Here is a 15,938-nt window from a genome sequence, read left to right as displayed (position 1 = left end):
TTTTTTAATAAGCTGATGACCGCTATAAATACTAATTCAACAAATAAATCTCAACCTTCAAACCCTCCTGCTGACTCCAAAGAACAAGTTAGCCATTTTATGAAACAGCTACAGGATGAAATTTGTGCTGGCTTAGAAGAAGTTGATGGGAAAGGAAAATTTAAAGAAGATAGCTGGTTAAGAGAAGAAGGCGGTGGCGGGCGATCTCGTGTTTTGACTGATGGAGGTATTTTAGAACAGGGCGGAGTAAATTTTTCTGAGGTATGGGGAAGCCATTTACCCCCTTCCATTCTCAAACAACGACCTGAAGCAGAAGGACACGGTTTCTATGCTACAGGAACGTCAATGGTATTGCATCCCCGCAGCCCCTATATTCCAACGGTTCACCTGAATTTTCGTTACTTTGAAGCTGGTCCAGTTTGGTGGTTTGGTGGCGGTGTCGATTTAACCCCTTACTATCCTTTCGCCGAAGATGCGGCACACTTCCATCGTACCCTAAAAGCAAGTTGCGATCGCCATCATCCTGAATATCATCCCGTATTTAAATATTGGTGTGACGAATATTTTTATTTAAAGCATCGTCAAGAAACCAGAGGTGTCGGCGGATTATTTTTTGATTATCAAGATGGTACAGGCGAACTTTATAAAGGACCTCATCCTGATAAGGCAGCAGCAGACTACAGCAACAACTTAGGAGAGATAAAACATCGCAGTTGGGATGACATTTTTAGCTTTATTCAGGACTGCGGTAAAAGCTTTTTACCTGCTTACATTCCAATTATCAAAAAGCGTAAAGATCTAGAATACGGAGAGAGAGAAAGAAACTTTCAGCTATACCGTCGTGGACGTTATGTGGAGTTTAATTTAGTCTACGATCGCGGTACTATTTTTGGACTACAAACCAATGGGCGTACTGAGTCAATTCTTATGTCTTTACCTCCTTTGGTTCGTTGGCAATATAACTATCAGCCTGAACCAAATAGTCCTGAAGCAGAACTATACGAAACTTTTCTTAAGCCTCAAGACTGGGTAAATTGGCAAGCTTCTTAACGTCAATTTGGGTGAAAATAATTAGAAGTTGAGGTAGCTTAAAGCTTTAAGCTCTAAGCTTTAAGCTATTAAAGCTTACATCAAACCAAGCCAGGCTAAAAGACCTTTTCCTGTTACGTATTCAATAATAATAATTGCTGCAAACCCAACCATGGCAGCACGAGAATTTAAGCGTTCAGCATAGGAGTTGAAGCCAAATTTAGGCTCTTCTAACTCAGGTGTTACGCTAGGTGTAATATCTTCGGTTTTCATTGCTTGGTTTTATTCAGTTAACAAATCTTTACCTTTGTATTGTAGTAGTTTTTCTTTAGATAAACTAGGCAACAAGTTTGATTTTTCTACGCCTAATGCGAATTGAAATAGGCTTATTCTCTCTCTTCTAAATGAAATTTATCTGTAAAACCATAATTTAATGCTGGGGGAACTTTCCCCCAAACCCCCTGTTGGGGACGTTACGCCCTCCCCAAACCCCTGACGTAAACATTAACCTTGATATTCTGTACTATTAACTGGAGTCTCATTATCTACAATAAATTGTAAAATCTGCCCAAATTCAACTTGTAAAAAAAATCTTTTTATTCACTAAAATATCAGTAGCTTCAGTTAATTTACAGTACAAAGGTTAATTTACATCAAGCTTTTTGCTATTTTTGGTGATGCACTTCAATTACAGTATGGACATTGCCTCTGGGAGTAAAGTCTCCTTTAACAGTTGCTTCTAAGGGATCGCAAGCAGCCACAAAATCATCCAAAATTTGATTTACTACTTCCTCATGGGGAATATAGCGATCGCGATAGCTGTTGATATAAAGCTTTAAGCCCTTTAGTTCTACTACTGTTTGATCGGGGGAGTAGGTAAGATGAATCGTCGCAAAATCAGGATAGCCAGAAAAAGGACACTTACAGGTAAATTCTGGCAAAGTAATATTTATATCGTATTTACGACCGATTCTAGGGTTGGGAAAAGTAATTAATTCGCCTTCGGCGATCGCTCTTTCCCCATATTTCATTTCGTCTACGGTGATTGATTCTGGAGAAGTTGTCATAAAAAACTGTTAAGTAAATCTTATTTACGCCTGATGTGGATAAGCTTCGTTCTAGTTTACTAGCTTTTAGCTCTTAGCTTTTAGCTTCTTGACACAATAGCTCTATGAGGGAAACCCTCAAGACCGCTTCTTGAAGCAGTCGCTCTAAGAAGGAAACCTTCACCGCAAGCGTGGAATATGCCCTTTAACTCAGGGCATTTCCGCTTGCAAAGACCGCGCTGCTTCGCTTTGTGTCGCTTTTAAGAAAACTCAGAAATTTAAGTTTTTTAGCTAGATAGACAGAAAAATCTAATAAGAAAGAACGTAATGTAATGGATTTTAAGATTTTTTAATTCACATTGAACGTTATTTAATTCTAATACTCATAACATCAAAATTAACCTACAGGAGAAAACTGACTCATGGAATTAATCAGACGATCAAAATAGGGTTCAAGCTCATTTTGCTGTGGTGGTGCAATTTTTTGCAGACTAAACAATTTTAACTGCTCTAAGCCTAAAATCATGGCATCTAAAGGAACTTCTAATTCTTGATAAAGTTGCTCCATGTATTTCAAACCGCGATCGCTTGTATAATCTACTGATTGACCACTAATGCCATAGGTAATGCAGCGTAGAAAGTGCCAAAAATCCCGCCAGCAAGCCTCAGCACGCATAGGGGGATACAAACCACCTCCAGGCTCAGTAATTTGGGGATTTGCTGCCAAAACCACGCCTCTGGCTTGAGAAACTATTTCTTCAACATTGTCCCGTAATAGTTTTCCCTGTGCCAAACTTGTAGATAAGTTTGGTAGTACCTTTTGAACCTGCTTTATGTCTTCATCCGTCAAATATCGCCCTTCATCATCCGCCTGTTTAAAAATCTCAACTACTTCGGTAGGATAATTTTGCCAACTATCGAAGTTAACGATGCGAGATTTTTTGATTAGTTCTTTTACTTTGTCACTGAGCATTTTTAAATTCAAGGGATAATAACTTACCTATATATATCTTTCTTTTGATAGCCAACTATTAAACATAATGTAAAGTAAAGTTAAGATGTAATTTAGATTTTTGTTTATGGATATAGAACAAATTAAGGACGCTTTAGACGACTCCAATCCTCAGCAAAGAATGAAAGGGATTAGAGAGTTACGCAACTATGAAGCAGACATTGCTGCTCCTTTACTTTTGGCTCATGTTGGCGATCAAGAATTTTTGGTGCGCTCTTCTGTAGCTATGGGATTAGGCAGAAAAAAAAGCGATGATGCTTTTACCGCCTTATTAAAAATGATGAAATCAGACAAAGATCCTAATGTAAGAGCCGAAGCAGCCAATTCTTTATCATTTTACGGCGATCGCGCAGTAACTCATTTAAGAAAAATGTATGAAGAGGACGATCATTGGCTAGTACGCCGAAGTATCATTGCAGCGATCGCCGATTTAAATTCTCCCCAAGAGCTATTAGAAATCTGTGCCATTGGTTTATCAGGAGATGATGAACCTGTAAGGTCATCTTGTATTAGCGGTTTAGGTCTTTTAGCCAAAACCGAACAACAAACAGAAGCATTAAAATTACTTTTATCATTAGCCGACGATGAGTCCTGGCGGATTCGGCTTCAGGTAGCCACTTCTTTGAAGCAATTTGAGGCTCAAACAGCCATCACGACTTTAAATAAGCTCAAGCAGGATCGGGATCATCGGGTAGTGGGAGCAGTATTAGACAGTCTACTGTAATCTTTAAAGAATACGCATTTTCCTAATCAAAATAAACAAATAAGGGACTCTTTGATAAAATCATTAGAGAAACATTAAATAATATTACAAAATTCCTTAAATGAAATTATTGGTAGTTGGCGCGACAGGCACTTTGGGCAGACAGGTGGCTCGTCAGGCTTTAGATGAAGATCATGAGGTACGCTGTTTAGTACGTAACCCCAACAAAGCGATTTTCCTCAAAGAATGGGGAGCAGAATTAGTTAAAGGCAATCTATGTGATAAATCGACTCTGATTCCAGCTTTGGAAGGGGTAGATGCTGTTATCGATGCTGCTACCGCCAGAATTACCGATAATCTCAGCGTGAAAGAAGTTGACTGGCAAGGCAAAGTTAATTTAATCCAGGCAACTAAAGCTGCTGGTGTTAATAGATATATCTTTTTCTCTATTATTAATGCCCAAAAGCACCCTGAAGTTCCTTTGATGAACATTAAGCACTGTACGGAACTTTTTTTAGCTGAATCTGGCTTAGACTATACAGTTTTAAAGCTTGCTGGTTTTATGCAGGGTTTAATTAGTCAATATGCAATTCCGATTTTAGAAGATCAGGTTGTTTGGGTTACAGGAGAAAGTACTCCTATTGCCTATATGAATACTCAAGATATTGCTAAGTTTGCTGTTCGCGCTTTATCCGTACCTGCCACAGAAAACAAGACTTTTCCAGTGGTGGGATCTAAAGCCTGGACTGCTTTGGAAATTATGAACCTGTGTGAAAATCTGGGTGATAAAAGGTCAAAAATATCCCGTGTATCTTTAGGTGTATTAAGTTTAATGCGTCGTATTACGCGCTTTTGCGAATGGGGACAAAACACCGCAGACCGCTTAACCTTTGCTGAAGTATTAGCAAATGGAGAACCTTTAAATGCACCAATGGAAGAAGTTTACGCTACCTTTGGTTTAGACGAAAAAGAAACAACTACTTTAGAAGAATATATGAAAGAGTACTTCGCTCGCATCATGAAGAAGCTCAAAGAGATTGATTACGAGAAAAATAAAGGTAAGAAAAAGAAAGGCAAAATACCTTATCGTAATCAGTTTTAAGCAGAACAAAGAAACACTTTCGTTGGGCAGGGCTGTTTCATTCTCGCCCTTCCAGAGAATAAATTCTCTGTCTAACAAACAAAGTCCGTTTAAACGGACTTGATACCAATCCCACAAATGTTCAACTAGTTTAAGTTTAGGACTATGAAGGGTTTGGGGAATTAAATCAAATGAATATTTTCAGGAATGTTTAACTTAGCCTAGAGTCATTGCCTTTAATCAAATACCGAGACTTATTAGCCAATGTTAGAACAATTTACCAGTGATAATTACTCTGGCATTTGCCCAGAAGCAATGGAGTATATGATTAGGGCAAACCAAGGAAGTGCCTTGGCTTACGGTAACGACGAATGGACTCAAAAAGCAACCGATTATTTTCGCAATGTTTTTGAAACTGAGTGTGAAGTCTTTTTTGTCTTTAACGGTACAGCCGCCAATTCTTTATCCTTGGCTGCTCTTTGCCAGTCCTATCATAGTGTGATTTGTCATGAATTAGCTCATATTGAAACTGATGAATGTGGTGCGCCAGAATTTGCTTCCAATGGTTCTAAATTATTGTTGGGTCAAGGAATAAATGGCAAATTAACCACCGAAGCTATTATTTCAATTATTAATAAAAGAACGGATATTCACTATCCCAAACCTAAAGTTATCAGCCTAACTCAGGCAACAGAATTAGGAACTTTGTACACAATTGAAGAATTAATGGCAATTAAGGAAGTTGCCCAAAAATATCAATTAAAAATTCATTTGGATGGTGCGAGGTTTGCTAATGCGCTGGTAGCGATGAACAAAACTCCAGCAGAAATAACCTGGAAATGTGGCGTAGATGTATTGTGTTTTTGTGGCACTAAAAACGGCATGGCATTAGGTGAAGCGATTATTTTCTTTAATAAAGAATTAGCCGAAGATTTTGCCTATCGTTGTAAGCAAGCTGGACAACTAGCCTCTAAGATGCGCTTTATTGCTGCACCTTTTTTAGGTTTATTAGAGACAGGCGCTTGGCTAAGAAATGCTCGTCATGCCAATGAATGCGCCGAGTATTTGTCACAAAGATTATCCGTAATACCGCAACTTGAGCTTATGTTTCCTAGGGAAGTAAATAGTGTTTTTCTTAAAATGCCTGAAACAGTGATTAAAGCCTTAAGAGCTAAAGGCTGGAATTTTTACACCTTTATTGGTGTTGAAGGAGTTCGTTTTGTCTGTGCTTGGGATACTACCAAATCTCGAATTGATGAATTAGTCGGCGATATCAAAGATGCGATCGCTAATTTTTCATGAATTTTGAATTCTTTAGGGGCAGATGCGAGAAAGGACTTGTCCGCATCTAGTACCCTTTTCTCACCGCTAATTCACACTAAGCGTAATATATAAGATAATAAGTCTCTCGATTGCTATAGAAAAAATTAAACAATGCGTTTATCTCAATGGAAGTAAAAAGTAATTTAGAAAACAGGGTTATCAAAAAGGTAAATCAATTATCTGTAGAGCAAATTCAGCAGGTAGAACAATTTATTGATTCGCTACAAGCAGATAATTTAGATGACGGATTAGTATTTGCTTCATCAAAGTTAGCCGAATATTCATTCGAGCGAGTTTGGAACAACCCTGAAGACGCGGAATATGACAATTTATAGTTTTGGCGATATTTTACTTGTCCCTTTTCCGTTCACAGATCAAACTTTAGTAAAGAAAAGACCTACTGTTATCATTAGTTCGGATAAATACAATATTCAGAAGCCTGACTTAATTATTATGGCAATTACCAGTCAGTTTAATACCTCTATTAATTTCGGAGAAATGATAATTGCTGATTGGAAGAGTGCTGGTTTGCTCAAACCTTCTGTTATCAAGCCTGTAATCACTACTACAGAGAAAAGCTTGATAATCAGAAAATTAGGTAAATTGAAAAAAAGCGATCGCAACAAACTTGAAGAATTAATGGACTTAGTTTTGGGTTAAAGGTTAGTTTTGTAACCTATGTGCGATCGCCTATTGTTCCTTGATTTTTATTTAACTTCCACGATAGGTACTATAAGACCAAGGAGAAACTAGCAAGGGAACGTGATAGTGAGCCTTGATATCGTTAACGCCGAAACGAAGGGGAATTTCATCTAAAAAAGAGGGATTAGGATAGTCTCCATAGCGTGCAAAATAGTTACCAACAGTGAAAATTAGCTCATATACCCCAGTTTCTAATTCATCCCCTACTAACAACGGTTCGTCAGTACGTCCGTCATGATTGGTTTTGACGGTTTTTAATAAGGTTTTGGAATCTATGTTTAGATCGAGCTTCCAAAGTGCGATCGCAATTCCCGAACCAGGACAACCATTTGCCGTATCTAAAACGTGAGTTGTTAATTTACCTGACATAAATTGATTACTAATTATTTAGATCCCGCGAAGATGAGACTGGTTATTGCGGTGGGCAAAAATAATTGATTTTCAATTACTAACAAATTTATTTTTTGCCCACCATACTACTTTAGGGGGTTGCTCGTTAATGCAATGGTCCACCAAGAATTATTTTGGCGATCGCACCTGTAACATCCTCGGCTTGTTCTTGTTTTAACTGCTCATACCATTGCTTGGTCAAATCTGGTTCTTTATTATAAATAGTGTCGGTGCGCTTGCGGGCTTTTAAAACCAACTTAGCTACCCGTTCTTTTCGTTCTGCTTGATAACGCTTGAGGGCATCTTCGACGCTGATGTTAGTTGTTATCAAATAGCGACATAGCACTTCCGCATCCTCCATCGCCTGACAGCCTCCTTGTCCCAAAGTCGGTGTGGTAGCATGGGCAGAATCTCCTACTAAGGCAATTCTACCTTCAACTAAGCTAGGAAGAGGATCGATATCGCTAATTTCAAGGCGGTTAACCTGTTCGGGGTCGAGCTTTTCAATCAGGTTTTGCACTGGTTGCGCCCATCCTGCAAAGGTTTCTTTTAATTCAGCGCGAATTTCTTCAGGAGGGGTTTTTGTTCCTTGGGGTTTTGGACAACCCATAAAATAGTAAAAACGTCCGCCTCCTATAGGCATCATCGATGCCCTTTTGCCATCGCCAACATAAATTACCCAAACATCATTTTCAGCTAAATCGGGACTAGCTTCTACCAAACCATTCCAGTTAACATAACCCGCATAGCGAGATTCTATTTTTCCACCAGCAAGATAAGTACGCACTACTGAATGAATCCCATCAGCACCAATAACCACATCTCCTGTGGCAGTACTACCATCTTCAAAGATAGCGGTGGCACTATCTACATCTTGCTTAACTTCTACACAGCGCATACCCATTTTTACATCAGACTCGCCAAAGGCGTCGAGCATCATCTGCTGTAAATCAGTACGGGATACAGGATAAGGTCTTTGTCCTACCTGTTCCATTAAAGGAATCAAGTTGACATCATTTAGAACCTCTCCTTGAAGATTACGGTATTCCATGCGGTTCATCTGTCCGCCAATGGCAGCAACTTCCTTACCCAGTCCTAATTTATTTAGAACTTTAATTCCATTCGACCACAGAGAAATTCCCGCCCCCGCAGGACGAAGTTTTGTAGTCTTCTCATAGATTTCTACCTCGTATCCCGCCTGACGTAAGGCAATACCTGTAGCTAATCCAGCCATTCCCGCGCCAATCACAATTGCTTTTAATTGATACATTTTGAATATTTTTTGATTGCTAGTAGTTAATCGTCAATTAATCAAATAAGTAGTTTTTGATGGTAGGTTACGATAGGTTTCAAGACTTGGCTAGATATCTTAAATTAGCTCTCTAACCCACCCTACTTCTAAATCTGATAAATGTTTAATGCTCAATGAAATTATTCTCTGCCTGGCAAAATCAAATTAAGAACTAACGCTGTGAGTCCGCCTGTAGAGATCCCAGAAGCGAAAAGACTTTTGATCAAGGCTGGCAACTTATCTAAAATTTCAGGCACAAAGGTAACGCCCAAGCCCAAACCTAAAGCAGTGGCAAGAATAATTGAGTTACGCTTAGTAAGATTAACGCAGGAGATAATTTTAATTCCTGCTACTGCTACCGTCCCAAACATGACAATAGTTGCACCGCCTAATACTGGCTGGGGTAAAGCTTGGAAAGTTCCTGCAATAATCGGAAATAAACCAAGAATGACAAAAATTACCGAGATAAAATAACCTACATAACGACTGCCTACACCCGTAAGCTGAATTACGCCGTTGTTTTGGCTAAAGCTAGTATTGGGAAAGGTATTAAAGCAGGCAGCAAGAATTGAGTTAACCCCGTCTCCTAAGACTCCTCCTTTAATTCTGCGAAAGTATACAGGTCCTTCTATTGGCTCTCCCGAAATAGCCGAGGTTGCGGTAAGATCGCCAATAGTTTCGATAGAGGTAATTACATACAAAAAGGCAAAAGGAATAAATGCCCCGAAGTTAAAGCTAAAGCCATAGCGAAATGGAATTGGCAAGGCAATTGCAGGTAAGCCAGCTAAATTGCTAAAATCCACTAGTCCCAAAGGTATTGACACTACATAACCGACAACTAAACCAATGACAATAGATGACATCCGTAGATAGTTGTTAGTCGTGCAGTTTAAACCAACGATTACCGCCAAGACTAGGAGTGACACTCCCAAATAAACAGGATTACCAAAAGTTTCATTATTTTGGGCTACTACACCACCGCCCATGGAAGTAATGCCGACTTTAATCAGAGTCAAACCAATTAAAGTGACCACTACTCCTGTCACCATTGGCGTAATAATTTTATTGGCTAAATGTAAAAAGCGACTGATAAATATTTCGATAAATGCACCAAAAAAGCAAAGACCAAAAATCAATCCTAAAGCATCTTCAACAGTACCGCCAGAGCCTTTTACTGCCAATCCCGCGCCGATAATTGGACCGAGAAAAGCAAAGCTTGTCCCCTGAATGCTTAATAAGCCTGAACCTACTGGTCCAAATCTTTTGGCTTGGATAAAGGTAGCAATACCTGAGACAAACAAAGACATACTGAGAATAAAGGTAGTATCGGCAGGAGGCACTTCTAACGCACCGCAGATAATCAGCCCAGGGGTAATGATACCGACAAAACAGGCAAATACGTGCTGCAACGCTACAAAGATTGATTCCACAAACGGTGGACGCGCTTCTAGACCATAAATTAAATCGGACTCAATCGAAGCAGGTGCTTGTGTTTTAATATCTTCTTCTAAAGTTAATTCTTGATTTGTAGGTTGTACCATAATTTAGTTATTAGTTGTTAGTTATCAAAAGAGGCATTTCGCCAAAGCATTAATTTGTGGGGGTTGTTTGCGAACAGCCCTTACAGTTATCCAAAGCGCAGGGTCATAAAAATAAAGCGAGCGATAAATATAGCTGCCAGAATCCAGGTGACTATGGGAACATCTTCAGCTTTACCTTTAAAGGTTTTTAATAGAGGATAGGCAATTAAGCCAATAGATAAGCCTGCTGCAATTGAAAAAGCAAAGGGAATAAAAAAGATAGTCAGAAACGCTGGTATAGCTTCGGTTAAATCCTCCCAGTTAATACTGGTAATACTTGCCATCATCAATACGCCGACAATAGTTAGGGCTGGAGTAGTGGCAAAGGCTGGTATAGCTTCAAAAATCGGTGTAAATATTAAGGAAATAAAGAATAACCCCGCAACTATTACCGATGTAAAGCCAGTACGTCCTCCCTCGGCTACCCCTGAAGCCGACTCCACAAAGGTGGTAACGCTAGATGTTCCCATGACTGCCCCCGCCGTAGTTGCGATCGCATCTGCGGTTAAAGCTCGATTAGCCCTTGGTAATTCGCCATTCTCATCGATATATCCTGCCTGCATTCCCACCCCAGCCAATGTGCCGATGGTATCGAACATATCGACAAAGAGAAATACCAGCAGTACAGCCAGAAAGTCAATCCAGTTACTACCGTTAATTCCTCCTAAGCCGATAAATGCTGCCCCAAATAAATCTTTGGGAAAGGCAGGAATCGAGGCAAATCCCTGAGGTGCGTTAGCTACGCCAAATACCCAGCCCAAAATAGCAGTGCCGATAATTCCCCAAAGTAATGCTCCTTTGATGCGTCGCACCATAAAAAAAGCCGTCAGAAAAATACCAAATATTGCCATCAAGCTTTGGGGCTGTGCCAAACTACCAAAATTGGTTTTGGTAACTTCATTAGCCACAATTAGCCCCGCACCGCCTGTGGCTGTTGCCCCACCTAAGCCGATATAAGCTAAAAATAAGCCAATTCCCACCGTCGTTGCTGATTTGATTGAAGTAGGTACGGCAGTAATTAGATGGCGACGAATATCGGTAACAGTGAGCAGAATAAAGACTAAACCTTCAACAAAGACACAAGCCAAAGCTAGACGCCAATCGATACCCAAACCCAGCACCACCGAATAGGCAAAAAAAGCATTGATTCCCATACCTGGTGCCAGGGCAAAGGGATATTTCGCTAATAAACCCATAATCAGCGTGCCAATACCTGCCGATACTGCTGTGGCAACTACTAACTCGGCAAATAAATCTTTTGGTTCGTTCAGAAAGATGGCATCAGAAAGGATCAACGGGTTAACTACCAAAATGTACGCCATGGTCATAAAGGTAGTCACACCAGCTACGATCTCAGTGCGAAAGTTAGTGCGATAGTAATCGAATTCAAAATAATTGGCGATCGCACCTTGCCAACCCCCACGAGGCGGTTCACCTTTAGGTCGATTTATGTCCTGGCGATCTATAACATCTTGGTCAATATTCATTGCTGTACAGGCGAACATTCGTTCACCCCTATCTTTTACTTGTTACTTGCCAAAAGCTTGCTCAACTTTCGTCGCATCAAAATCCCTGGCTTATCTGTCATCATGTGTTGTTCTATTTTTATATCCAGAGGCACATCATAATCAGTAGTCTCTAATACAGCTTTGTCTTCTAAGGTTACTGCCCGATCGAATGCCACCACGTCTTTTGCTTTCACGTCAGCTTCGGTATCATTTCGCAAACAAAACTGCACAATTTGCGAAGCTGAATCGTTAATTGGGGTCGTGGTATTAACTATGATATGGACTAAGCCGTTGAGATAATTGATCCTCAGCTTGCAGGTAAAGGGTAAATACCAGTCTAAATCTAAAACTCTGGTAGTTATTCCTTCATCCATTTTGAGATTTTTCTGCTGCTGTTCGGGGTTAACCACCCCCAAAGTAGCTGTACCAGTAATACCGTATTCAGTTTCCCTTACTTCTATTGCGTCAGGAACAGGATGAGCTTCACTCCCAAAAGTCGTAGTGTGGACAAAGGTAGGATGAGCTAGATCGAATTCGTTTTCCATCACTCTTAAGCCTGCACAGTGCCAAGTTTCATAAAATTCGGGAATCAAACGAAAACTAGGATCTTTGGCTTCAGCTATTTCAGGAATTCCATTTAGAGGTTCACCCAGGCATACCCACACATATCCGTAACGTTCTTGAGCCAAAAAGGTATTTATTTGATATGTTTTAGGTATCTGGCTATTGTCTTCTAGCTGAGGAACTTTAACGCAGACTCCCGAGCCGTCAAACCGCCAGCCGTGATAGGGACAGACAAGATTGCCGTCGATAACTTTGCCTTTAGATAGCTGTGCCGAACGATGACAACAGCGATCGCTTGCCACTGCTGGTTGACCCAAATCATCTAACCACAAGACAATTTTTTGACCTAATAACTCAAATCCTTGAGGTTGCTCTGACATTTGTGAGGTTGGCATCACAGGATACCAAAACCTTTTGAATATTTCTTCTTTTGTGACTAGCATAAAGGTAAAAACCTAGTCATTAATAATTTTTTGCTTAATATTGCATACTGTATACAGTTAAAATCAATAAAGATGTATCCTCAGCTACTAATTAATTATTTTTCATAAAATTACTATTGGTCATACAACTACGATTTTGATCCCGATTTCACTTAATCTAAAAGTTTAAAAACAAGGGAATGAGTCACGATTACTCAGTCGATCCGCCAGTCACCGTTGTTATTTCACGACGAGTTAAACCAGGATGTGAAGAGGCATTTGAGAAGTTTGTCTCTGGTATTACCGCGACCGCTATGACTTTTGAAGGACATTTAGGTGCTAATGTTTTTCGTCCGAGTAGTTCTGAAGACAACGAATATCAAATTATTTTTAAATTCGATCATGTCAGTAATTTGCAAATTTGGCAGGAATCAGAATGTCGCCGTCAGTGGTTAGCCCGTGCAGAAAGTTTGCGCCTAGAACCAGCTAAAATTAAAATGATTACAGGCTTAGAGACTTGGTTTACCTTGCCTTTTCCCAGGCGAATCATTCCCCCGCCACGCTACAAGATGGCAACGGTAACTTTGCTAACTCTTTTTCCCTTAATCCAACTGGCGAATTTAACCCTTGTACGTTTATTAGCATTATTTCCTTTACCTTTATTGCTACGAAGTTTGATTACTACCGCTATACTCGTATTGTTAATGACCTATGTAGCCATGCCCAGAATGACTAGGTTGTTTTCAAGATGGTTGTATCCGAAAAGAAAATAAAATTTGGTATAGAAGAAGTAGATACTTAAGTTCAACCTCAATTGATAATTCAATGTTTGTAGAAGTTGTTCCTTATAATCCACAATGGAAAAAAGCATTTAATGCCGAGTCTGAGAAATTAATAGCAGCTTTAGCTGAAAACTTAGTATTTATTCACCATATTGGTAGTACTGCCATACCAAATATTCACGCTAAACCTATTATTGATTTTTTAATAGAGGTTAAAAATATTGATTTGATAACAGAGCAAACGTCGGCAATAGAAAAATTAGGTTACGAAGCAATGGGAGAGTTTGGGCTTAGTGGTCGTCGCTATTTCCGTAAAGAAAATCCATCAGGAATTAGAACTCATCACGTTCACATATACGAAACCAATTCTCCAGAGATAAAACGTCATTTGGCGTTTAGAGATTACATGATTGCTCATCCTGAGAATGCAGAGCAATACAGTCAATTAAAGCAAGAATTAGCCCAAAAACATCCATATAATATTGAAGGCTACATGGACGGCAAAAATGAGTTTGTCAAAAGAATGGAAAAAAAAGCGATGCGATCGCAGACTTTCATGAACCAAAGCGATCGCCTATAATATTACAAGCCCATAAGATTATAAAAAGAATTTAATTTATCAATCTGGTATCAAACGGTACTGAAAAGCAAATAACTAAAATTGTATACTTAAAGACACAATCTAATCTCGTTCTTTAGGATGCGCCAAAGTCTGAACTTATGAACGCTTCTAATCTAACTGCTATAGAAGATCTTTCTCAGGTCAAGCCAGTTACACCAGCCTATCCTCAGCTAGATAGTTTCTTAAATATCTTGCGCCTGTTAATTCGCGAACCTTCAGTCACTGGCTGCGAAGACTCTTTTTTTCGGGTACTTAGTCGAGAGTTAGAAGAAATTGGGGTTAAGGTAGAATACTATCATGGTGTTCTGGTGGCACAAGGTAGCAAACCTCATGACTTGATTCTCTCGGCACATATCGATCGCCACGGCTTATTGTGTACTGGAGCTAATGAGTTTCAGTATGCTGCTTTTATTGCCAGCAATCGCAGCGATTTGACAGGAGATTCTGTTTCCGAACAGATGATGCACACCATTGAAAATCGCTTTCAAGGACAGCAGGTACAGGCGCATCTACCTTATGTGGGAACGTATTTAGGTCAGGGATCTATTGTCAACTCTTATATTTGTCCTACCAGAAACAACCTTATTTTTGAGTTAGACGGCTTAGATTTTGTGCAGCCAGGTACACCAATATCTTTTCTCGATCGCCTTAGAGTAGACAATGGCTGTATTTCTGCTCAAATAGATAATGTAGTCAGCGCAGCTATGATAATCTACCTGTTTAGACAGGGTTTCCAAGGCACAGCAATGTTTACCGCCCAAGAGGAAGCAGGAAAAAGCTGGCGTTATGCTCTTTCTTGGTTTCAACGCCAACGGCTAACTACACAGCGTTTGATAATTTTAGATACCAGTCCCTATCCAACTCGCGAAGCAGCAGAAGCACAAGAAATTACATTGCGTCATCAAGATGCCAGCGGTTTTTTTGCTAACGAAATAACTGCCGAATTAGCGCAAAGGTGCGAAGAAATGGGAATCTCTTATTCTTATAAAGATGCTTACATCCAAGCTCAAAACAAAATAAATAATACATCCTATTCTTTGGGGAGAACCGAGTTAGGACGACTAGCCACCGCAACAGAAGGAAAGATCAACGGCACTACTCTGCAAATTCCCTCCACTGAATACCATACTCCTAACGAAACTGCTGCTTTGTCATCGATAGATGCAGTAATTAGGCTATTGATGTCTTATGTAGTCTGAGGAGATATAAGTTTTATTCAAGACAAAACAGCAGTTTCTATTGTCCCTGGTCATCATTAAACTTCACTTCTTAAAATTTAGATCACACCAGTCATTCTTTCACTGTGACATTTTAGAAAAGTCATTTTTGTTAAATAACCATAGTGAATAAGTTTACTGTTTTTCTTCAAAAATACTGTATGGTTGCTTTTGTAGCTATCGTACTTCTAAAAGGGTGTACTATTGGGCTTAAGGCTGTCACTATATCTAACAAACAATCTCAGATCCTAAAGGTAGCTGAAGAAACCTTTGGAGACGATCCTCCTGAAGAATTGTTGGCTTTTCGAGATAACGGAAATTTAGATAACCAGGAATCCTCTTCAAAGTTACTTGATGAACTTGAAAAAGAATGTTTTGAAGGTCGCAAAGAAATCGCAATTTTAGCCCTTACCTCTTCTGAAAAATACAAACAAGCTGATTTTGATTATTCGGTTTTAGAAGTTTTAGATTACTATATTGCAATTGCAGAATCTACAAACGATACTGATAGCTGTAAAAACATTTTTAGCTCAGTTGCCGAAGAATATAGATAGAGTACGAATAAGCTCGATGAATTGTAGTTATGCTTTAAATATATTACTGACGTTACGCAGTTAAAAGAGATTTTAATAATTTCATTGGTTGGTTAAGAACAAAATACCAGTA

At 39.4% G+C, this 15,938-nt stretch carries 18 protein-coding genes; 10 read left to right on the top strand and 8 right to left on the bottom strand.

Features of this window, described 5'->3' with window-relative positions; all coding sequences use genetic code 11:
* Window positions 1–15: 15 nt before the first annotated feature.
* Entirely contained in the window at window positions 16–1,050 is a 1,035-nt protein-coding gene (gene hemF / locus SLP02_RS22630) for an oxygen-dependent coproporphyrinogen oxidase (RefSeq protein ID WP_319422983.1), read from the top strand.
* Between the two features lie 75 nt (window positions 1,051–1,125).
* Here the strand turns inward: hemF and SLP02_RS22625 are convergent, their stop codons facing one another.
* The 3 genes from SLP02_RS22625 to SLP02_RS22615 all read right to left on the bottom strand — a co-directional run bounded on the left by SLP02_RS22625 (window position 1,126) and on the right by SLP02_RS22615 (window position 3,048).
* Window positions 1,126–1,302: a hypothetical protein gene (locus tag SLP02_RS22625; RefSeq protein ID WP_319422982.1), complete on the bottom strand. Its 177-nt coding sequence runs from the start codon at window positions 1,300–1,302 to the stop codon at window positions 1,126–1,128.
* Window positions 1,303–1,694: 392 nt separating this feature from the next.
* Window positions 1,695–2,096: a preQ(1) synthase gene (queF, locus tag SLP02_RS22620; protein WP_319422981.1), complete on the bottom strand. Its 402-nt coding sequence runs from the start codon at window positions 2,094–2,096 to the stop codon at window positions 1,695–1,697.
* Window positions 2,097–2,472: 376 nt separating this feature from the next.
* A complete protein-coding gene (locus SLP02_RS22615) occupies window positions 2,473–3,048 on the bottom strand; it encodes a phycobilisome protein (protein ID WP_319422980.1) in 576 nt (191 codons plus the stop codon).
* Window positions 3,049–3,154: 106 nt separating this feature from the next.
* Here SLP02_RS22615 and SLP02_RS22610 point away from each other — a divergent pair, with 106 nt between their 5' ends.
* The 5 genes from SLP02_RS22610 to SLP02_RS22590 all read left to right on the top strand — a co-directional run bounded on the left by SLP02_RS22610 (window position 3,155) and on the right by SLP02_RS22590 (window position 6,854).
* Entirely contained in the window at window positions 3,155–3,811 is a 657-nt protein-coding gene (locus tag SLP02_RS22610; protein WP_319422979.1) for a HEAT repeat domain-containing protein, read from the top strand.
* Window positions 3,812–3,911: 100 nt separating this feature from the next.
* Complete coding sequence (locus SLP02_RS22605; RefSeq protein WP_319422978.1) at window positions 3,912–4,892, top strand: NmrA family NAD(P)-binding protein; 981 nt, start codon at window positions 3,912–3,914, stop codon at window positions 4,890–4,892.
* Window positions 4,893–5,135: 243 nt separating this feature from the next.
* Window positions 5,136–6,173 (top strand): threonine aldolase family protein, encoded by a 1,038-nt coding sequence (locus SLP02_RS22600; protein WP_319422977.1) that lies wholly within the window; start codon window positions 5,136–5,138, stop codon window positions 6,171–6,173.
* A 146-nt stretch (window positions 6,174–6,319) separates the two neighbouring features.
* Window positions 6,320–6,529 carry a hypothetical protein gene (locus SLP02_RS22595; RefSeq protein WP_319422976.1) on the top strand — a complete coding sequence of 70 codons (210 nt, stop codon included), beginning with the start codon at window positions 6,320–6,322 and terminating at the stop codon, window positions 6,527–6,529.
* On the top strand, window positions 6,516–6,854 hold the full coding sequence (locus tag SLP02_RS22590; protein ID WP_319422975.1) for a type II toxin-antitoxin system PemK/MazF family toxin: 339 nt from the start codon (window positions 6,516–6,518) through the stop codon (window positions 6,852–6,854). Before SLP02_RS22595 ends, SLP02_RS22590 begins: the two co-directional genes overlap by 14 nt.
* Before the next feature lie 51 nt (window positions 6,855–6,905).
* Here SLP02_RS22590 and uraH read toward each other — a convergent pair whose 3' ends face one another.
* From uraH to SLP02_RS22565, 5 genes are all read right to left on the bottom strand, one after another.
* Entirely contained in the window at window positions 6,906–7,265 is a 360-nt protein-coding gene (uraH, locus tag SLP02_RS22585) for a hydroxyisourate hydrolase (RefSeq protein WP_319422974.1), read from the bottom strand.
* 127 nt (window positions 7,266–7,392) lie between these two features.
* Window positions 7,393–8,556: an FAD-dependent urate hydroxylase HpxO gene (gene hpxO / locus SLP02_RS22580; protein ID WP_319422973.1), complete on the bottom strand. Its 1,164-nt coding sequence runs from the start codon at window positions 8,554–8,556 to the stop codon at window positions 7,393–7,395.
* A gap of 161 nt (window positions 8,557–8,717) precedes the next feature.
* Window positions 8,718–10,118 carry a uracil-xanthine permease family protein gene (locus tag SLP02_RS22575; RefSeq protein WP_319422972.1) on the bottom strand — a complete coding sequence of 467 codons (1,401 nt, stop codon included), beginning with the start codon at window positions 10,116–10,118 and terminating at the stop codon, window positions 8,718–8,720.
* Window positions 10,119–10,204: 86 nt separating this feature from the next.
* Complete coding sequence (locus SLP02_RS22570; RefSeq protein WP_413467416.1) at window positions 10,205–11,644, bottom strand: NCS2 family permease; 1,440 nt, start codon at window positions 11,642–11,644, stop codon at window positions 10,205–10,207.
* A 35-nt stretch (window positions 11,645–11,679) separates the two neighbouring features.
* A complete protein-coding gene (locus tag SLP02_RS22565) occupies window positions 11,680–12,672 on the bottom strand; it encodes an aromatic ring-hydroxylating dioxygenase subunit alpha (RefSeq protein WP_319422970.1) in 993 nt (330 codons plus the stop codon).
* A 179-nt stretch (window positions 12,673–12,851) separates the two neighbouring features.
* On the opposite strand from SLP02_RS22565, the gene SLP02_RS22560 reads away from it, so the two are divergent.
* The 4 genes from SLP02_RS22560 to SLP02_RS22545 all read left to right on the top strand — a co-directional run bounded on the left by SLP02_RS22560 (window position 12,852) and on the right by SLP02_RS22545 (window position 15,826).
* On the top strand, window positions 12,852–13,424 hold the full coding sequence (locus SLP02_RS22560) for an antibiotic biosynthesis monooxygenase (protein ID WP_319422969.1): 573 nt from the start codon (window positions 12,852–12,854) through the stop codon (window positions 13,422–13,424).
* A 52-nt stretch (window positions 13,425–13,476) separates the two neighbouring features.
* Complete coding sequence (locus SLP02_RS22555) at window positions 13,477–14,013, top strand: GrpB family protein (RefSeq protein ID WP_319422968.1); 537 nt, start codon at window positions 13,477–13,479, stop codon at window positions 14,011–14,013.
* 140 nt (window positions 14,014–14,153) lie between these two features.
* The gene (locus SLP02_RS22550; protein WP_319422967.1) at window positions 14,154–15,254 is read left to right on the top strand and encodes a peptidase M42; all 1,101 of its coding nucleotides are present in this window, start codon (window positions 14,154–14,156) and stop codon (window positions 15,252–15,254) included.
* A 143-nt stretch (window positions 15,255–15,397) separates the two neighbouring features.
* On the top strand, window positions 15,398–15,826 hold the full coding sequence (locus SLP02_RS22545; RefSeq protein ID WP_319422966.1) for a hypothetical protein: 429 nt from the start codon (window positions 15,398–15,400) through the stop codon (window positions 15,824–15,826).
* The last annotated feature ends 112 nt before the right edge of the window (window positions 15,827–15,938 follow it).

The organism is Pleurocapsa sp. FMAR1, assembly GCF_963665995.1.
GTDB lineage: Bacteria > Cyanobacteriota > Cyanobacteriia > Cyanobacteriales > Xenococcaceae > Waterburya.
The sequence above is the reverse complement of the archived record's forward strand: the minus strand, read 5'-3'. Positions and strand labels throughout refer to the sequence as shown.